This is a genomic window from Rhodoferax sp., assembly GCF_034519335.1.
Taxonomy (GTDB): domain Bacteria; phylum Pseudomonadota; class Gammaproteobacteria; order Burkholderiales; family Burkholderiaceae_C; genus Allorhodoferax.
The window spans coordinates 85823-100692 of the sequence record NZ_JAXHOL010000044.1; the positions used below are offsets into that span (position 1 = coordinate 85823).

Genomic DNA, 14870 nt, shown 5'->3' on the forward strand with positions numbered 1-14870 from the left:
CATTGCAGCGTCACCGACTGCACTCTTAGAGGGCGTCGCGCATTTCGCCGCTCAGGAGTCAGCAGTGAATCCAATTTTCTTGATCAGAGGCCCCCAAGTGTCAAACTCAGACTTTTGCCAACGCGCCTGCTCTTCGGGTGTGGAACCGCGAGGAATCAACCCCACCAACGCGAGACTCTCGATGACTGATTTCTCCTTCAAGGCAGCGTTAATGGCCGTATTGGCAGCCGCCACGACCGCTTTGGGGGTATTGGCTGGCGCGTAAAACCCGAACCACTCTTCGGTGGTGAGTTCCGGGAAACCCTGCTCCGCGAAGGTAGGCACATCTGACGCGTAGGGCGAACGGTTGGGACCCGACGTGGCCAGAATGCGCAACTTCCCGGCCTTGTAGTTGGCCAGGTAGTCGCCGTGGGGCGTCACCATCGCAGCCACTTGCCCACCCACCAGATCGGTAACTCCGGGCACGGACCCCCGATAGGGCACATGCTTGAGCTCCACCCCACTATTGATGGACAGGAGCGCTCCGATGAAGTGGGGGGTGGAACCCGCGCCGGGCGAACCGTAGCTCGCATCTTTGGGATTCGCCTTGGCCCAGGCCAGGAAGTCTTTCACGGTCTTGACACTGGCAGGCACCATGGGCCCGACTGCCAGTCCATGGTGCATGATGGCCGCAATCGAGACGGGCGCGAAGTCCTTGTCTACGTAGGGCATCTTGTTGAATACGTGTGGATAGCTGGCGAGCGCCGATACCTGCGACAGCGCGAGTACCGACCCATCAGCGGGCGCATTTTTGAGAGCCTCCAGCGCGATACGCCCACCCGCACCGGGCTTGTTTTCGACAACGCCCGCGTTTTTACTGAACGCTGTGCCAGCCCATTTTTCTGCAACCCGGCGTGCCACGGTATCGCCGGAACTGCCCGGTGGAAAGCCGAAATACACCTTGACTTGGTCGACTTGCGCTTGCGCAGTGAGGGGATAGAGCGCGCCCAAAGCAGCGCTGCTGCCCAAGGCCTGGATGAGTTGCCTGCGAGTGAACATGGTTGTCTCCTATTTTTGGTTGGCAGGTTGCACAGGGAAAAAAACGTTAGCGAGTCAACGCGGCGCCATGCGCAATGCGCCATCGAGCCGGATCACCTCGCCGTTGAGGTGCCCGTTGGTCACGATGTGGCAGGCCAGCTCGGCAAACTCTTGCGGCTTACCCAGACGCGGCGGAAAGGGAATGCTGGCGGCCAGCGACTGCTGCACAGCTTCCGGCAGTTCCTTCATCAACGGCGTGGCAAACAAACCGGGCGCCACCGTGCACACACGAATCGCGTGCTGGGCGAGGTCCCGAGCCATGGGTAGCGTCATGCCCACCAAGCCGCCTTTGGATGCGCTGTAGGCCTGCTGGCCCACCTGCCCGTCAAACGCGGCGACAGATGCCGTGAACATCATCACGCCACGCTCGCCGTTCTCCAGCGGCGCCAGCTTGCTGCAGGCTGCTGCAAACAAACGGCTGATGTTGTACGCGCCAATGAGGTTGATAGACACCACACGCGCAAAGTCCTCCAAGGGCGCCGCAGTTCCATCCCGCTGCACCACCCGCTTGGCGCTGCCTATGCCGGCCACGTTCATCAGGATGCGCGCGGCACCCAAGGCGCGTTCGGACGCGTCCACAGCAGCTTGCACGCTATCGGTCTGCGTAATGTCGCACCGCAGCGCGATGGCACGGTCTTCACCGAACTCCGCCCGTATCGCGGACGCCACCTTTTCTGCTTGTGCCTCGTTGATATCCAGCACGGCGACCTTGGCTCCGAGTCTGGCCAGTTCACGGGCAGTCGCCTCTCCCAAACCCGATGCTGCACCGGTAACCAGTGCGGTTTGTCCTTGAATTTGCATGTCTTTTACTTGGCTGCGGCTCGCTCAGGCCGTGGGTTTGATGATGAAAGGGAGTGCATCGTCGTGCAGTCCCTCGACCAATGCATGCCGGTGCTTCAGCACTGCGCGTTGGTTCAGGGAGCCCTTGTCGGTGATCTCGCCCTTCTCGGCAGAAGGCGGCTCCACCATCAGGAGTGCGCGGGCTATGCGGCTTGCACTGCCTGTAGCCTCTCGCGCAAGTTGATCCACAACAGCCTCGATGCGCTGGCGCACCGCTGCGCTCTGAACCACATCGGCCCAAGGGGCATCCGCCGGAAGGTTTGCTACATCGCGGCAAGCCGCAGACAAAAACAGCAGCGCACCGACTTCTTTGCGGTTCAGTCCGGTAATCACCGCGTCCTGGATATACGGCGCCCCGGACACCACAATCTTGGCGCGCATGGGCCCCACGCTCACGAAGGTGCCGGTGGAGAGCTTGAAGTCCTCGGCAATTCGGCCGTCAAAGCGCAGGCCACGGTGAATGTCGGACTCGGAAATCCACTTCACGGCATCGCCAGTGCACAGATAGCCTTCCTCATCAAAGGCATCCCGTGTGGCAGCTTCCGAGCGCCAGTAACCTAGGGTCACATTCGGGCCACGATAGCGGACTTCGATTTTTCCATCCACATCCACCAGTTTCAGGGTCATGCCCGGCACCGGTACGCCGATGTCTCCGGACGCCACATCCGGGCTGTTGACGAACATGGCAGAGGGCGATGACTCCGTCATGCCCAAGCCAGTGGCCATCACAATGCGCTCGCCGATGGCGGACTCTTGAATGGCGTGAAGCTTGTCCCAGACGGGCTGGGACAAACCTGCACCGGAATAGAAAAATACCTTGAGGCGTGACAGCAAGGTGGTGCGCAACTGCGCATCAGACTCCATGGCAGCAGCAATCATTTCAAAGCCAGTGGGTACATTGAAGTACACCGTCGGCGCGATCTCGCGCAGGTTGCGGAGCGTCTCGCCAATGTGAGCTGCAGTGGGTTTGCCGTCATCGATGTACAGCGTTCCGCCGTGTTGCAACGTGAGCCCGAAGTTGTGGTTGCCACCGAAGGTGTGATTCCAGGGCAGCCAATCCACCAGCACAGGAGGCGCCTCTGCGAACACAGGCAAGGACAAGGAAATTTGCTGCAAATTCGCGCACCACATGCGCTGCGTATTGATGACCGGCTTGGGCAGCTTGGTGGAGCCGCTGGTGAACAAAAACTTGACGATGGTGCCCGGGCCGGTGGCATGCATGGCTGCGTCCACCGCAGGCGTAGCCGTCGTGGCGAGCAGGGATGCGTAAGCAGTAGCCTCTCGCCCTTGCACTTGCCCGGCTGCTGCTACGACTTCGACACCCGGCCCGACCGTGGCGACGACACCAGCCCCATAGCGGGGGCCATCAGCCACAAAGACCAGCCCCGGCGTCAGGGTGTCCATCACATGGCGCAGCTTCTCAAAGTCCTGGCTCACGGTGGCATAGGCAGGAGATACCGGGCAATAGGGCACGCCAGCATACAAACACCCCAGCGCCATCATGGCGTGCTCCAGACTGTTTTCGCTCAGGATAACGACCGGCCGTTCCGGGCTTAGCCCCCGATCCAACAGCGCCTGCCCGATGCTGCGGGCGCTTGCAAGGGCTTGTGCGTACGTGATGGATTGCCATTCACCGGTCGTGCCATCGGGCATCTGCTTGCGGCGGGCCAGAAAGGTGTGGTCTGGAGTGACCTCTGCCCAATGCACGAGAAAGTCAGCAATCCGGCGGGCATAGGCACCCAAAGCCAAATCAGCCTGCAGATAGCGGACACCGGGTGCGCCATCTGTGACGGTGATGCGGGTGACGCCGAATTTGGTCTCGCGGTAGCGCGGAGTGGAAACTTGCATGTCACTCATGGCATCAGTCCTGCTTGCGCACCTTGGCGGCACGGCCTTCCAGAAAGTCGTTCAGCCGGGTCTTGGCTTCCGGTGCGCTCTGGGCAATGGCGGCCATCATGGCTTCGGTGAAAAAGCCCTGGTCGGCCGGCTGCTCTGCAATGCGCGGCAAGGCGTGCATCAATGCGTAGTTCGTCAAGGGTGCGTTTTGCGCGACCCGCACGGCCAACTCCAACGCCTTGTCGAACGCTGCACCTTCCGGCACCAGGTACTGCGCGAGACCGATGCGCTCACCATCCTGCGCGTTGTACACCCGGCCGGTGAGCATCATGTCGGCCATACGGGCCGCACCGATCAATTTGGGGATGCGCACCGCACCGCCGCCGCCCACAAAAATGCCGCGAGAGCCCTCCGGCAATGCATAGAAGGTGGAAGCATCAGCGACACGAATGTGACAGGCGCTCGCCAGCTCCAAGCCCCCTCCCACCACGGCGCCTTGCAAGGCAGCGATGACAGGCACGGGCCCGAATTGCACCCGCTCCAGCGCCGCGTGCCACATGCGGGAATGGTGCAGCCCCTGACCGGCATCCCGCTCTTTGAGCTCGCTCAAGTCGAGGCCTGCACAGAAATGCGGCCCCTCACCCGCGATCACAGCGGAACGCACGCCATCGGGCATGTTTTCAAACAAATCCCGCAGTGCGAGGATGAGTCCATCGTTGAGGGCATTGCGTTTGGCGCTGCGGGTCAGGCGGATCACCGCCACTTCTTGTTCCTCACCGAGGCGTTCGAAATGGAGTTCGGGGTGTTGCGTAAAAGTTTTCGTCATGGCGCAATTTTGGTTATAGTTAATAACCAAATCAAGCCACTTGAACGCTCTTTTTCTAGGTAGTTTCCCTTGATGCGCTTCCCGGAAAGCCCGTTATCAGGGAGGCTGCCCCCATGCGTCCACAGACAACCAACAGGAGACAACCATGGACTACAAAAACCTGCGCGCCATCGATATCCACACCCATGCGGAAGTGAGTTGCTGGAACCCATTTGACAACTACGGTGAGGAGTACGACCGCGCCGCCGACAAATATTTCAAGAACGGGCGCCGTCCGACGATTGCGGAAACCGTGGCGTATTACCGCGAACAGAAAATCGGCTTGGTGATGTTCACGGTGGACGCCGAGTCCAAAATGGGCCGTCGCCGCATTCCCAATGAAGAGATCGCCGAAGCCGCAAAAGCCAATAGCGACATGATGACGGCCTTTGCCAGCATCGACCCCCACAAAGGAAAGATGGGCGCGCGCGAAGCACGCAAACTGATCGAGGAGCACGGCATCAAGGGCTTCAAGTTCCACCCCACGGTGCAGGCCTACCACCCCTACGACAAGATGGCTTGGCCCATTTACGAGGTGATTGCCGAGTACGGCATGCCCGCCATTTTTCACACCGGCCACAGTGGCATCGGCAGCGGCATGCGCTGTGGTGGCGGGCTGCGGCTGGAATACAGCAACCCCATGCACCTGGACGATGTGGCCATCGACTTTCCGGACATGCAAATCGTCATGGCCCACCCCAGCTTCCCCTGGCAGGACGAGGCCTTGAGCGTAGCCACCCACAAGCCCAATGTCTGGATTGACCTGTCGGGCTGGAGCCCCAAATACTTTCCCAAGCAATTGGTGCAATACGCCAACACCCTGCTCAAAGACCGCGTCTTGTTTGGCTCGGACTACCCGCTCATCACTCCTGAGCGGTGGATGAAAGACTTCCAGGAAGCAGGCTTCAAGCCCGAGGTGATGCCTGGCATTCTGAAAGACAACGCGGTGCGCTTGCTACGCTTGGACCCCACGGCTGTAGCCGGCGCGTAAAACGCCGGTCAATCGGCCGATGTGTAGACCTTTTGCAGCAGGCGGATCAGGGTTTTGCGTTCTGCATCCGTTAAGCGGGAGGTGGCATCCATCTCCAGGTCGAAGGCGGTTTGCTCGGCCTGCGCCATCAGCTCTACGCCCTGGGTGGTGAGGTGCACCCCCATGGCGCGACCGTCACTCGGGTGGGGCAGACGCTCGATCAGGCCACGGCGCTCCAGTGTCGCAATCAGCCCCACCAGGTTGGGCGGCAGCACATTTAGCGCCACGCACAGCTGGCGTGACGTAATGCCCGGGTTGTGCGCCACCAGCGAGAGCACCGAGAAGTCAACCACCTTCAGGTCATAGGGCGCCATGCGCACCATGAAGGTCTCGATGATCGCAAGCGACGCGCGGCGGGCGTTGTAGCCCACCAGCGTGCGCAAGTAGCTGGTATCCACCGGCTCCACCGGAGCCGTGTCAACGGCAACTGCGCGCTGTCTCCCGCCCTTGGCAGTTGCCAGACCGCTCGACGCCGCAGGTTTACGCACACGTGCCGCCACCGCCTTGGAGTGGACGCTGGGAGACGGGGGAGATGTAGAAATTTTTTTCAATGGATTTAAGCCAAATCAACACCTAGCACTCGCGGAATAAGCGCGACAAGCTATCAAAAAAGGAGCAATCAATAGACCAAACCGAACACAGCTGTTTACCGCCCGCTATGAATGCTAACGGGTGAACCTTGCCGCAAGCTGGCTGCGGCGGCACCAGCTCACACCAGTCCGTGCTTCCTGGCGCGGTAGGCCAGTTTGGCGCGGCTGGTGTTGAGTAGCCGCGCGGCAGCTGACAGATTGCCGCCGGAGGCTGCAATAGCCTTTTGAAGCAATGACTGCTCCGTCTGCTCCAAGGTCATCGCACTCCGCACGGGCGGTGGCACCTCCACGGGTGCCGCAGTTTTGCCGGACAGATTCAGCACCCCGGAATTGGGGGTGGGGCGCAAGGTCAGCACCTCCGCCCGGTGCACCTCTCCACCAGTGAAGAGGTGGTGCACGTCGATCAGGCCACCAGCATCCGCCAGGATCACGGCACGTTCCACCAGGTTTTGCAGCTCGCGAATATTGCCCGGAAAGTCATAGTTCACCAGATGGCGTACAGCGGCTTGGGTGAAACCTTTGACATCGCAGCCGTGTTTGCGGCGGTAGTGGTGGACAAAGTGATTCATCAACAACGGTATGTCGTCCCTGCGCTCCCGCAAGGGCGGCAGGTGGATGGGCACCACATTCAGTCGGTAGAAAAGGTCTTCCCGGAATGCTCCTTTCTGCACCGCGTCGCGCAGCGCTTCGTTGGTCGCAGCGACCACGCGCACATCCACCGCAATACTGCGGGTGCCGCCCACACGCTCGATCTGCCCCTCCTGCAAGGCGCGCAAGAGCTTGCCCTGGGCCACAAAACTCAGGGTGGCGATTTCGTCCAGAAACAGGGTGCCCCCATGGGCGCGCTCGAACCGGCCCGGCCTCGACATCGTGGCTCCGGTGAACGCGCCTCGCTCCACCCCGAACAGCTCCGACTCGATCAAGGACTCGGGAATGGCCGCGCAATTCACCGCGATGAAGGGCTGGTTTTTGCGCGGGCTGATCTGGTGCAACATGCTGGCAAATTTCTCTTTGCCCACGCCGGACTCGCCGGTAAACAGCACGGTGGCCGACGTCCGGGCCACCCGGCTCAGCTGCTGGCAGGCCGCTTTAAACGCCGAAGACGCGCCCACCATGGCGTTGCCTGCCACGCGGTCTGCGGCAGGCAACTCGGCGGCTTGCTCGTCACCGCGGTCATACGCCGCGGCATCCACGAATTCATGCGCATTCAAATAGCGCATGTCTTCCTCCACCCCTTCCCACTGGTTGGCGGATTTGCCGACCACGCGGCAATGGACATCACCCATGGAACGGCACTGGAGTTCGCGGAACACAATCAGACGCCCAAACAAAGTGCTCACATACCCGGTCGCATAGCCCACCTGCATCCAGCACGCGGCAGAGCCCCCCACCCCATAGGCTGCAATGTGCTCGTCGTCTTCGCTCGAGTTGTGCCACAGGAACTCTCCCTCATAGTTGCCCGTGTTTGCGTCATATGCGGCATGTACCACCTCGACTTGCACCATGCCCTCCAACGCATGCAAACGGGTGCCCGCGATCGCAGAGGCGGATGGATCGGCATCCGGCCATTGCTTGCGGACCAGCTGGGCATCACGTGCACCACTGACATACCCCGCACGAGTGAAAAGACCCCGCGCCTGCTTGATACCCAAGCTGTCCACCATTTCCCTACGCATGGAGCCCAAGGCTTCTGTATGCAGCAACACCACTCGCTGGTCCTGCAGCCAAATTCGGCCATCTCCCGGAGAGAAGTACAAACACTCGCTGATATCCACCAAATTCGGATGCGCATCCCCGCTGACTTGACCGCTCGCAAATCCCCCCAGCGTTTTGCCATTCGACTCGGACTGCGATGCCCCCAACATGCCGCCGGTCGCACGAACTACATCAGCCAACGAAATGCGGGATATAGGTTTGGGCATCGCAATGTAGACCTTATTAAGTGGTGAAATTTAGTTATATTTTTTAATCAAATAGTAAATTTCTTGACTCGGGTTTTCCCTTTGCCAAACTGAAATACTTCCCCTAGGGAATCTACTTAGGTCTCCAGCGAAATCCACCTCCTTGCGTCAGCGCTCGCCTGCGCTAGAGCAATGGGCTGGTCTGCGCCTTGCAATCCATCAAGCAACCCACTCGTGAAGTGGCGAATTGATCAACCGATTGAAAGGATGCTCTCCCATGGGATCTACAGAGACCAATGCCTGGCTGGATTTCTCCGCCACTCCTCCAGCCCCACTAAGCGGTGGCGCACGCCAAGTGATCGAACCGGCCACAGGCCAGGTACTGTGCACAGTGGGCATTGCCAATGCTGCAGACGTTGCCAAAGCAACGTCTGTGGCCGTAGAAGCACAAGCCCAATGGGCCACGGTGCATCCGCGCGAAAGAGCCGCGGTGTTCCGCCGGGCTGCTGCCCTGTTTGAACAGCACTTCGACGCCTTGGCACTGTTCGTCGCACGGGAAACTGGGGGCATCCTGCCCAAAGGCCAACATGAAATCCGGGAGGCAGCCCTGCTTTGCAACCTCGCAGCCGGTATGCCTTTGCAAGCCCAAGGCCAGGTGCTGCCCAGCCAGCATGGACGAACCAGCTTGGCGCGCCGTGTGCCCCATGGCGTGGTGGGTGTGATCTCTCCGTTCAACTTCCCCATGATTCTGGCCATTCGCGCAGTGGCACCTGCGTTGGCTGCAGGCAATGCTGTGATCATCAAACCGGACACCCGCACCCCCGTGAGCGGCGGCTTGATGATTGCCAGCGTTTTTGCACAAGCCGGTCTGCCTGCAGGACTGTTGCAAGTGCTGCCCGGTGACGCGGAGGCCGGCGAGGCCTTGGTCACCGACCCGCTGGTCCCCATGATTGCTTTCACTGGCTCGCCTGGCGTGGGGCGTCGCATCGGTGAACTGGCAGGCCGCCATTTGAAGAAAGTGTCCCTCGAGCTGGGCGGGAGCAATGCACTGCTCATTCTGGATGACGCCGATCTTGACGTAGCCGCCAGCAATGCCGCCTGGGGAGCGTTCTTCCACCAGGGACAGATCTGCATGGCATCCAACCGGATCCTGGTGCACGAAAGCATGGTGCAGGGTCTGATTGAAAGGATGGTGGCCAAGGCGACGCACCTGCCCGTGGGCAATGGCGCAACAGGTCAAGTTGCACTGGGGCCGGTCATCGATGCGAAACAGCGGGACCGTATCCACCAACTTGTGGAGGACAGCATGGCAGCCGGTGCCAAGTTGGAAGCTGGCGGCACGTTTGAAGGCTTGTTCTACCAACCGACCGTGCTCTCCGGCGTACGCCCCGGTATGCGGGTGTTTGACGAAGAGACCTTCGGACCGGTAGCCAACATCATCAGCTACCGCACCGATGCGGAAGCCGTCGCGCTGGCCAACCAGCACCACGGCAGCTTGGCATCGGCCGTAATTTCTGCGTCGGTCGGACGCGCCATGGCGGTGGGCCGGCAGCTCAAATCGGGCATGGTGCACATCAACGACCAGACGGTAAACGACGAATGCGTCAACCCTTTCGGCGGCCCTGGCATTGCCGGGAACGGCACCAGTGTGGGCGGCCCGGCTGATTGGGAGGAATACACCCAATGGCAGTGGGTCACCATCAAGGACCAGGCCACCGCCTACCCATTCTGAACACCAGGAGAACATGATGAACTTGCATGGAAAAACCATCGTCGTAACCGGCGTGTCGTCCGGCATTGGGGCGGAAGTCGCACGGCTGGCCCGTTTTCAGGGCGCAGACGTCATCGGCGTGGACCGCAATGACGCCAGCATATCAATGGCGGGCTTTATCAAAGCGGACTTGAGCACGGTAGCGGGCATCGATGCCGTGGTAGCCCAGTTGCCAACGCAAATTGATGCGCTGTGCAACATCGCCGGCGTGCCCGGTACTGCCGACGGGGAGCTGGTGGCACGGGTGAACTATCTGGGCTTGCGCCACTTGACGGAGCAGGTTTTGCCTCGCTTTCGCCGTGGAGGGGGCATCGTCAATGTGGCCTCCATCCTGGGCGCGGAATGGCCGCAGCGCTTGGAGGCCCACAAGGCCCTGGCCGCAACACGCGGCTTTGATGCGGGGGCGCAATGGCTAGAGAAAAATCTGGTACCCCAAGCGACGTGCTACCAGTACTTCAAGGAAGCCCTGATTGTGTGGAATGCTATGCAATCACAAGAGTGGTTTTTGAAAACCGGTGTACGCATGAACTGTGTGGCCCCCGGCCCGGTGTTCACACCCATTCTGGGCGACTTCGTCGCCATGCTGGGTGCTGACCGCGTACAAGCCGACGCCCACCGCATGGCACGTCCAGCCTTCCCGGACGAGGTGGCCGCGGTGATCACCTGGTTGTGCAGCGACGCAGCGCGCTGGGTGAGTGGCGTGAACATTCCTGTAGACGGCGGCCTGGCATCCACGTACCTCTAGGAAACGCCCATCTTCCACCTACAAAAACCCACACAAATACGATGAGGAGACACACCATGACACCCCCTAAAAACCCATTCCGGCTGAGCGTACTGGCCCTGGCCGCCGGTATGTTGTGCGCATTGCCTGCGCATGCCCTGGAACTGGATTCTGGTGACCCGGACACCAAGATCCGGCTGGATTTCACCCCTAAGTACAGCATGGCCTACCGCACCCAAGACGCGTCAACCGATCTCACCCCCAGCGGCAATGAAAACGACGGGAACCTTAACTTCTCGAAAGGACTGATTTCCAATCGCGCAGATTTGCTGACCGAATTTGATTTCAGTCACCGCAACTGGGGACTGCGCCTGAGCCACATGGCGTGGTACGACGCTATGTACATGCGCGGCAACGCCAACGACGGCAGCAAAAACGTGAACAACGCCAGCAGCCAGTCCGCCAACGAGTTTGTACAAGCCACCCGTGATCAGCACGGACGGGGAGACCAAATCCTCGATGCATTCCTTTACGGCAAGGGTTCCATCGGCGATATGCCTGCGTCAGCGCGTATCGGAAAGCACGCACTGCAATACGGTGAAAGCATATTTTTTGGGCAAAACAGCGTAGCCGCAGCCCAGGGACCGGTGGATATCGCCAAGATCGCGTCCGTACCCAATTGGCAGTTCAAGGAGGTGTTGCTGCCTGTGGAACAGCTCTCCGGCACTTTGCAGATTTCAAACGATGTAACAGTTGGAGGCTACTACCAGTTCAAATGGCGCGCCAGCAAAATCCCTGGGGTCGGCAGCTATTTCTCCAACCAAGATTACATCGGGGGTGAGCGGGTCTTCTTCAATGCTCCTCCCTCGCTCATCACGGATTCCAGCAAGGACCAGACTCCGGGCGACAGTGGTCAGTTTGGCGCCCAAGTGCGTTGGACTCCCGCAGGCGGCGCTTTTGAGTACGGTTTTTACGCTGCACAGTTCCACGACAAAACGCCCTCCGCCTTGGTGTTCGATTTCGTCAACAGCCATGTGCGGACCGTCTATGCCAAAAACATCAAGACAGTCGGCGCAAGCGTGAGCTCCTCGGTTGGCCAGTTCAATTGGTCGCTCGAAGGATCCGTGCGCAAGGACGCACCTCTCGCCAGTGACCCTGCAGTCCTGGGCGGGGCTGCCACCATGCCTGCAAATGATTGCAGCGGCGATGCAACCAACCCCTGTTACGCCGTGGGGGATACAGGGCACTTAAATCTCTCGGGGATTTACGTCCTGAACAAATCCAGCCTTTGGGACGGCGGCGCCATCGTGGCCGAGTTGGCCTGGAATCGCACGCTCCGTGTTACCAAGAACCCAGGCACTGTGGGGTTTGGCGGTCTGGACCCGAACTCGACACGTGATGCCGCGGCCATGCGGGTAATTTTTGAGCCCCAGTACTTTCAGGTCATGCCGGGATTGGACCTATCGGTCCCCATCGGCATTGGCTACAACTTTGGAGGTCGGTCATCTGCACTATCCAACTTCGCGGGGGGTGCCAGCGACGCCGGAGACGTGACGGTCGGCGTCAAGGGCAAATACCACGACTGGAACTTTGGACTCAACTACACCGCATTTTTTGGCAGTGCGAGGACTTTCACAGTCACGGATTCCAGCACATCGACGCGCATGTTGTCTTACAGCCAAACCCTGGCAGACCGCAACTACCTGTCTTTCAACCTTTCACGCACGTTCTAACACTTGCAGAGATACACACCATGACTCCTTTTGCAAAACACACCATCTTGGCCGCCGCGGCATTTATCGCGTCCCTCCCCCTCCATGCAGCAGTCAGTCCGGAAGAGGCCGCCAAGCTCAAAACCACGCTGACACCCGTTGGAGCAGAAAAAGCGGGCAACAAGGCGGGTACTATTCCCGCTTGGGATGGTGGCATGAACAAAGCGCCAGCGGGCTACAAAAATGGCGATCCACGGCCCGACCTGTTTCCTAGCGAAAAGCCAAGCTTTTCTATCAATGCCGCCAACATGGCCCAGCACGCAGACAAGCTCAGCGATGGCGTTCAAGCGTTGATGAAGAAATATCCCGACTTCCGCGTGGATGTGTATCCCACCCATCGCACGGCAGCAGCTCCCCAGTCGGTGTATGACAACACGTTCAAAAACGCAACCCGCGCCAAGACCATAGAAGGCGGCTTCGGCATGGAAGGCGCCTTTGGAGGAATCCCCTTTCCCATTCCCAAGGATGGTTATGAGGCGATATGGAATCAGCGTACTGCGTGGCGGGGTGGCAACGTCTCACTCCCAATGCGGGTTTGGGTCGTGACAGCCGATGGCCGCCGTACCATGGCGTCCGGTGGTATTCAGACATTGAGCCAGAATTTTTACGCCAAGGACGGCAGCCTGGAAAAATTTGATGGCTACTACTCCCTGGGGAAATTCGTCGCCAACGCACCCGGCTCAAAAGCTGGTGAGGCAATTTTGGCCTATGACGGCGTTTCTGAGGCTACACCCCGCGGCCTGTGGCAGTACTTGGTGGGGCAGCGCCGTGTTCGCAAGGCACCTTCGGTCGCTTATGACACTCCTGACTCCGTAACCTCCGGCATCGGCCTGTTTGATGAAGCCTTCACCCTCTTCGGTCCGATAGACAAGCACGAGCTGAAACTCGTAGGCAAAAAGGAGATGTACATCCCCTACAACAACAACCGCGCAGCTTCGACCAAGGTTGAAGAGCTGGTTACGCCAAAAACGCTGAATCCAGCCCAGGTGCGCTGGGAATTGCACCGCGTCTGGGAAGTGGAAGCAACCTTAGCCGCAGGCAAGCGCCATGTGGTTCCCAAGCGTAAGTACTACATCGATGAAGACTCATGGCAAATCGCATTGTTTGACGGCTGGGATGCCAAAGGTCAACTCTGGCGCACCAACTACGCACTCATGCTGACTTTGCCGGATGTGCCGGCGGTCTCCAACTTTGTGCTCTGGGGTGGCTACGACCTCCAAAACGGTTCGTACTACCTAAACATGGCCTCGAATGAATTGCCGAAGCAGTATGAAATCGTGCCCCCGATTCCACGCAGCTTCTTCAGTCCCGAGTCTTTGGCCAATGAAGGCTCCCGCTGATGCTGTACACAGCTCCTCGGAAAATCGGGCGGCGCACGGTGTTACTGGGCTTGTGCGCCAGTGCGACAGCGATGGCGCAGTTGGCAGGGGCACCTGAAGCACCAGCGGCATTGCGACAGACCAGCGTGCACACAAAAAAGGCCCTGGGTGCGGTCATGCTGGCTGTCACCCGCGCGGGCAAGCGACTGGTGGCGGTTGGTGAGCGTGGCACGGTGCTTTTGTCTGACGACTCGGGCCTCAGCTGGCGACAGGCCCAGGTACCCGTGCAGGTCACCCTGACGGCCGTGCGCTTTGCCAATGCGCGTACCGGCTGGGCCGTGGGTCACATGGGCTTGGTGCTGCGCAGCGAGGATGCAGGTGCCACTTGGCACAAGCAAATGGACGGCATCCAGGCCGCCGCATTGTTGCTGCAAGCTGTGCAAGCGTCGGGGGATGCGAAAGCCATCACCAACGCCCAGCGCACGGTGGAAGAGGGGGCTGACAAACCCTTCTTTGACTTGGAATTCAGCAATGACCAGCGAGGCTATGTGGTCGGTGCGTATGGTCTCATGCTATCCACGGCCGATGGCGGCAAAACGTGGGCAGCCCTAAGTCCGCGTCTGCCAAACCCCAAAAACCTCCACCTGTATGGCGTGCGTGCCAGTGGAAACACACTGTTACTCGCCGGTGAACAGGGCCTGTTGCTGCGCTCTACCGATGGTGGGGCCAGCTTTGCTGCCCTGGAGTCGCCGTACAAGGGCAGTTTTTTTGGCTTGTTGCACAGCCCGGAATCCGTGTGGGTGGCCTATGGCCTGCGCGGCACAGCCTACCGGTCCAAAGATGCCGGGACACGCTGGGAGCCGCTGAAGACTGGCGTACCCATGGCGGTGGGCGCAGGCATGGCGTTGCTAAACGGTAACTTCGTACTGATGAGCCAGGCAGGCGATACCTTGGTAGGACACAACGACAGTGCGTCATTGCGCCGCATCGCCGCTCAAGAACCTGTGCCCGTATCTGGGGTCACGCAAGCAGAAGACGGCCACCTGATCGTCGCCAGCTTGCGCGGCATGCGCCGCTTGCCGCCGCTGCCTGCCCCGTAACTTCGGAATTGATTTTTGGAACAAGGCTGCACGCAGCCGCGAAAG

General features: G+C 59.9%; 12 protein-coding genes. 6 read left to right on the top strand and 6 right to left on the bottom strand.

Annotation, left to right across the window (positions count from 1 at the left end):
* Nucleotides 1-51: 51 nt before the first annotated feature.
* From U5O12_RS19720 to U5O12_RS19735, 4 genes are read right to left on the bottom strand one after another with little or no spacing between them, the layout of a single operon-like run.
* Nucleotides 52-1038, bottom strand: a complete 987-nt coding sequence (locus tag U5O12_RS19720; protein WP_322580289.1) for a Bug family tripartite tricarboxylate transporter substrate binding protein — start codon at nucleotides 1036-1038, stop codon at nucleotides 52-54.
* Nucleotides 1039-1092: 54 nt separating this feature from the next.
* A complete protein-coding gene (locus U5O12_RS19725) occupies nucleotides 1093-1878 on the bottom strand; it encodes an SDR family NAD(P)-dependent oxidoreductase (RefSeq protein ID WP_322580290.1) in 786 nt (261 codons plus the stop codon).
* Nucleotides 1879-1902: 24 nt separating this feature from the next.
* Nucleotides 1903-3774: a feruloyl-CoA synthase gene (locus U5O12_RS19730; protein ID WP_322580291.1), complete on the bottom strand. Its 1872-nt coding sequence runs from the start codon at nucleotides 3772-3774 to the stop codon at nucleotides 1903-1905.
* A 4-nt stretch (nucleotides 3775-3778) separates the two neighbouring features.
* Nucleotides 3779-4579, bottom strand: a complete 801-nt coding sequence (locus U5O12_RS19735; protein ID WP_322580292.1) for a crotonase/enoyl-CoA hydratase family protein — start codon at nucleotides 4577-4579, stop codon at nucleotides 3779-3781.
* A 145-nt stretch (nucleotides 4580-4724) separates the two neighbouring features.
* Between U5O12_RS19735 and U5O12_RS19740 the strand changes: the two genes are divergently transcribed.
* Entirely contained in the window at nucleotides 4725-5609 is an 885-nt protein-coding gene (locus tag U5O12_RS19740) for an amidohydrolase family protein (protein ID WP_322580293.1), read from the top strand.
* An 8-nt stretch (nucleotides 5610-5617) separates the two neighbouring features.
* Here the strand turns inward: U5O12_RS19740 and U5O12_RS19745 are convergent, their stop codons facing one another.
* Both U5O12_RS19745 and U5O12_RS19750 read right to left on the bottom strand, forming a co-directional pair.
* Nucleotides 5618-6055: a MarR family transcriptional regulator gene (locus U5O12_RS19745; protein ID WP_322580485.1), complete on the bottom strand. Its 438-nt coding sequence runs from the start codon at nucleotides 6053-6055 to the stop codon at nucleotides 5618-5620.
* A 302-nt stretch (nucleotides 6056-6357) separates the two neighbouring features.
* Nucleotides 6358-8160, bottom strand: coding sequence for a sigma 54-interacting transcriptional regulator (locus U5O12_RS19750; protein ID WP_322580294.1), 1803 nt, complete (start codon nucleotides 8158-8160; stop codon nucleotides 6358-6360).
* A 256-nt stretch (nucleotides 8161-8416) separates the two neighbouring features.
* Between U5O12_RS19750 and U5O12_RS19755 the strand changes: the two genes are divergently transcribed.
* The 5 genes from U5O12_RS19755 (at nucleotide 8417) to U5O12_RS19775 (ending at nucleotide 14825) form a co-directional block, all read left to right on the top strand.
* Nucleotides 8417-9871, top strand: coding sequence for a benzaldehyde dehydrogenase (locus U5O12_RS19755; RefSeq protein ID WP_322580295.1), 1455 nt, complete (start codon nucleotides 8417-8419; stop codon nucleotides 9869-9871).
* Nucleotides 9872-9887: 16 nt separating this feature from the next.
* Nucleotides 9888-10655, top strand: coding sequence for a coniferyl-alcohol dehydrogenase (locus U5O12_RS19760; RefSeq protein ID WP_322580296.1), 768 nt, complete (start codon nucleotides 9888-9890; stop codon nucleotides 10653-10655).
* A gap of 56 nt (nucleotides 10656-10711) precedes the next feature.
* Nucleotides 10712-12367 (top strand): DUF1302 domain-containing protein, encoded by a 1656-nt coding sequence (locus U5O12_RS19765; RefSeq protein ID WP_322580297.1) that lies wholly within the window; start codon nucleotides 10712-10714, stop codon nucleotides 12365-12367.
* A gap of 20 nt (nucleotides 12368-12387) precedes the next feature.
* Nucleotides 12388-13746: a DUF1329 domain-containing protein gene (locus U5O12_RS19770; RefSeq protein ID WP_322580298.1), complete on the top strand. Its 1359-nt coding sequence runs from the start codon at nucleotides 12388-12390 to the stop codon at nucleotides 13744-13746.
* Between the two features lie 125 nt (nucleotides 13747-13871).
* On the top strand, nucleotides 13872-14825 hold the full coding sequence (locus tag U5O12_RS19775; RefSeq protein ID WP_322580299.1) for a WD40/YVTN/BNR-like repeat-containing protein: 954 nt from the start codon (nucleotides 13872-13874) through the stop codon (nucleotides 14823-14825).
* The last annotated feature ends 45 nt before the right edge of the window (nucleotides 14826-14870 follow it).

Coding starts and splice junctions, on each gene's coding strand:
- U5O12_RS19720 (WP_322580289.1), bottom strand. CDS start 1,038: ATGTTCACTCGCAGGCAACTCATCCAGGCCTTGGGCAGCAGCGCTGCT.
- U5O12_RS19725 (WP_322580290.1), bottom strand. CDS start 1,878: ATGCAAATTCAAGGACAAACCGCACTGGTTACCGGTGCAGCATCGGGT.
- U5O12_RS19730 (WP_322580291.1), bottom strand. CDS start 3,774: ATGAGTGACATGCAAGTTTCCACTCCGCGCTACCGCGAGACCAAATTC.
- U5O12_RS19735 (WP_322580292.1), bottom strand. CDS start 4,579: ATGACGAAAACTTTTACGCAACACCCCGAACTCCATTTCGAACGCCTC.
- U5O12_RS19740 (WP_322580293.1), top strand. CDS start 4,725: ATGGACTACAAAAACCTGCGCGCCATCGATATCCACACCCATGCGGAA.
- U5O12_RS19750 (WP_322580294.1), bottom strand. CDS start 8,160: ATGCCCAAACCTATATCCCGCATTTCGTTGGCTGATGTAGTTCGTGCG.
- U5O12_RS19755 (WP_322580295.1), top strand. CDS start 8,417: ATGGGATCTACAGAGACCAATGCCTGGCTGGATTTCTCCGCCACTCCT.
- U5O12_RS19760 (WP_322580296.1), top strand. CDS start 9,888: ATGAACTTGCATGGAAAAACCATCGTCGTAACCGGCGTGTCGTCCGGC.
- U5O12_RS19765 (WP_322580297.1), top strand. CDS start 10,712: ATGACACCCCCTAAAAACCCATTCCGGCTGAGCGTACTGGCCCTGGCC.
- U5O12_RS19770 (WP_322580298.1), top strand. CDS start 12,388: ATGACTCCTTTTGCAAAACACACCATCTTGGCCGCCGCGGCATTTATC.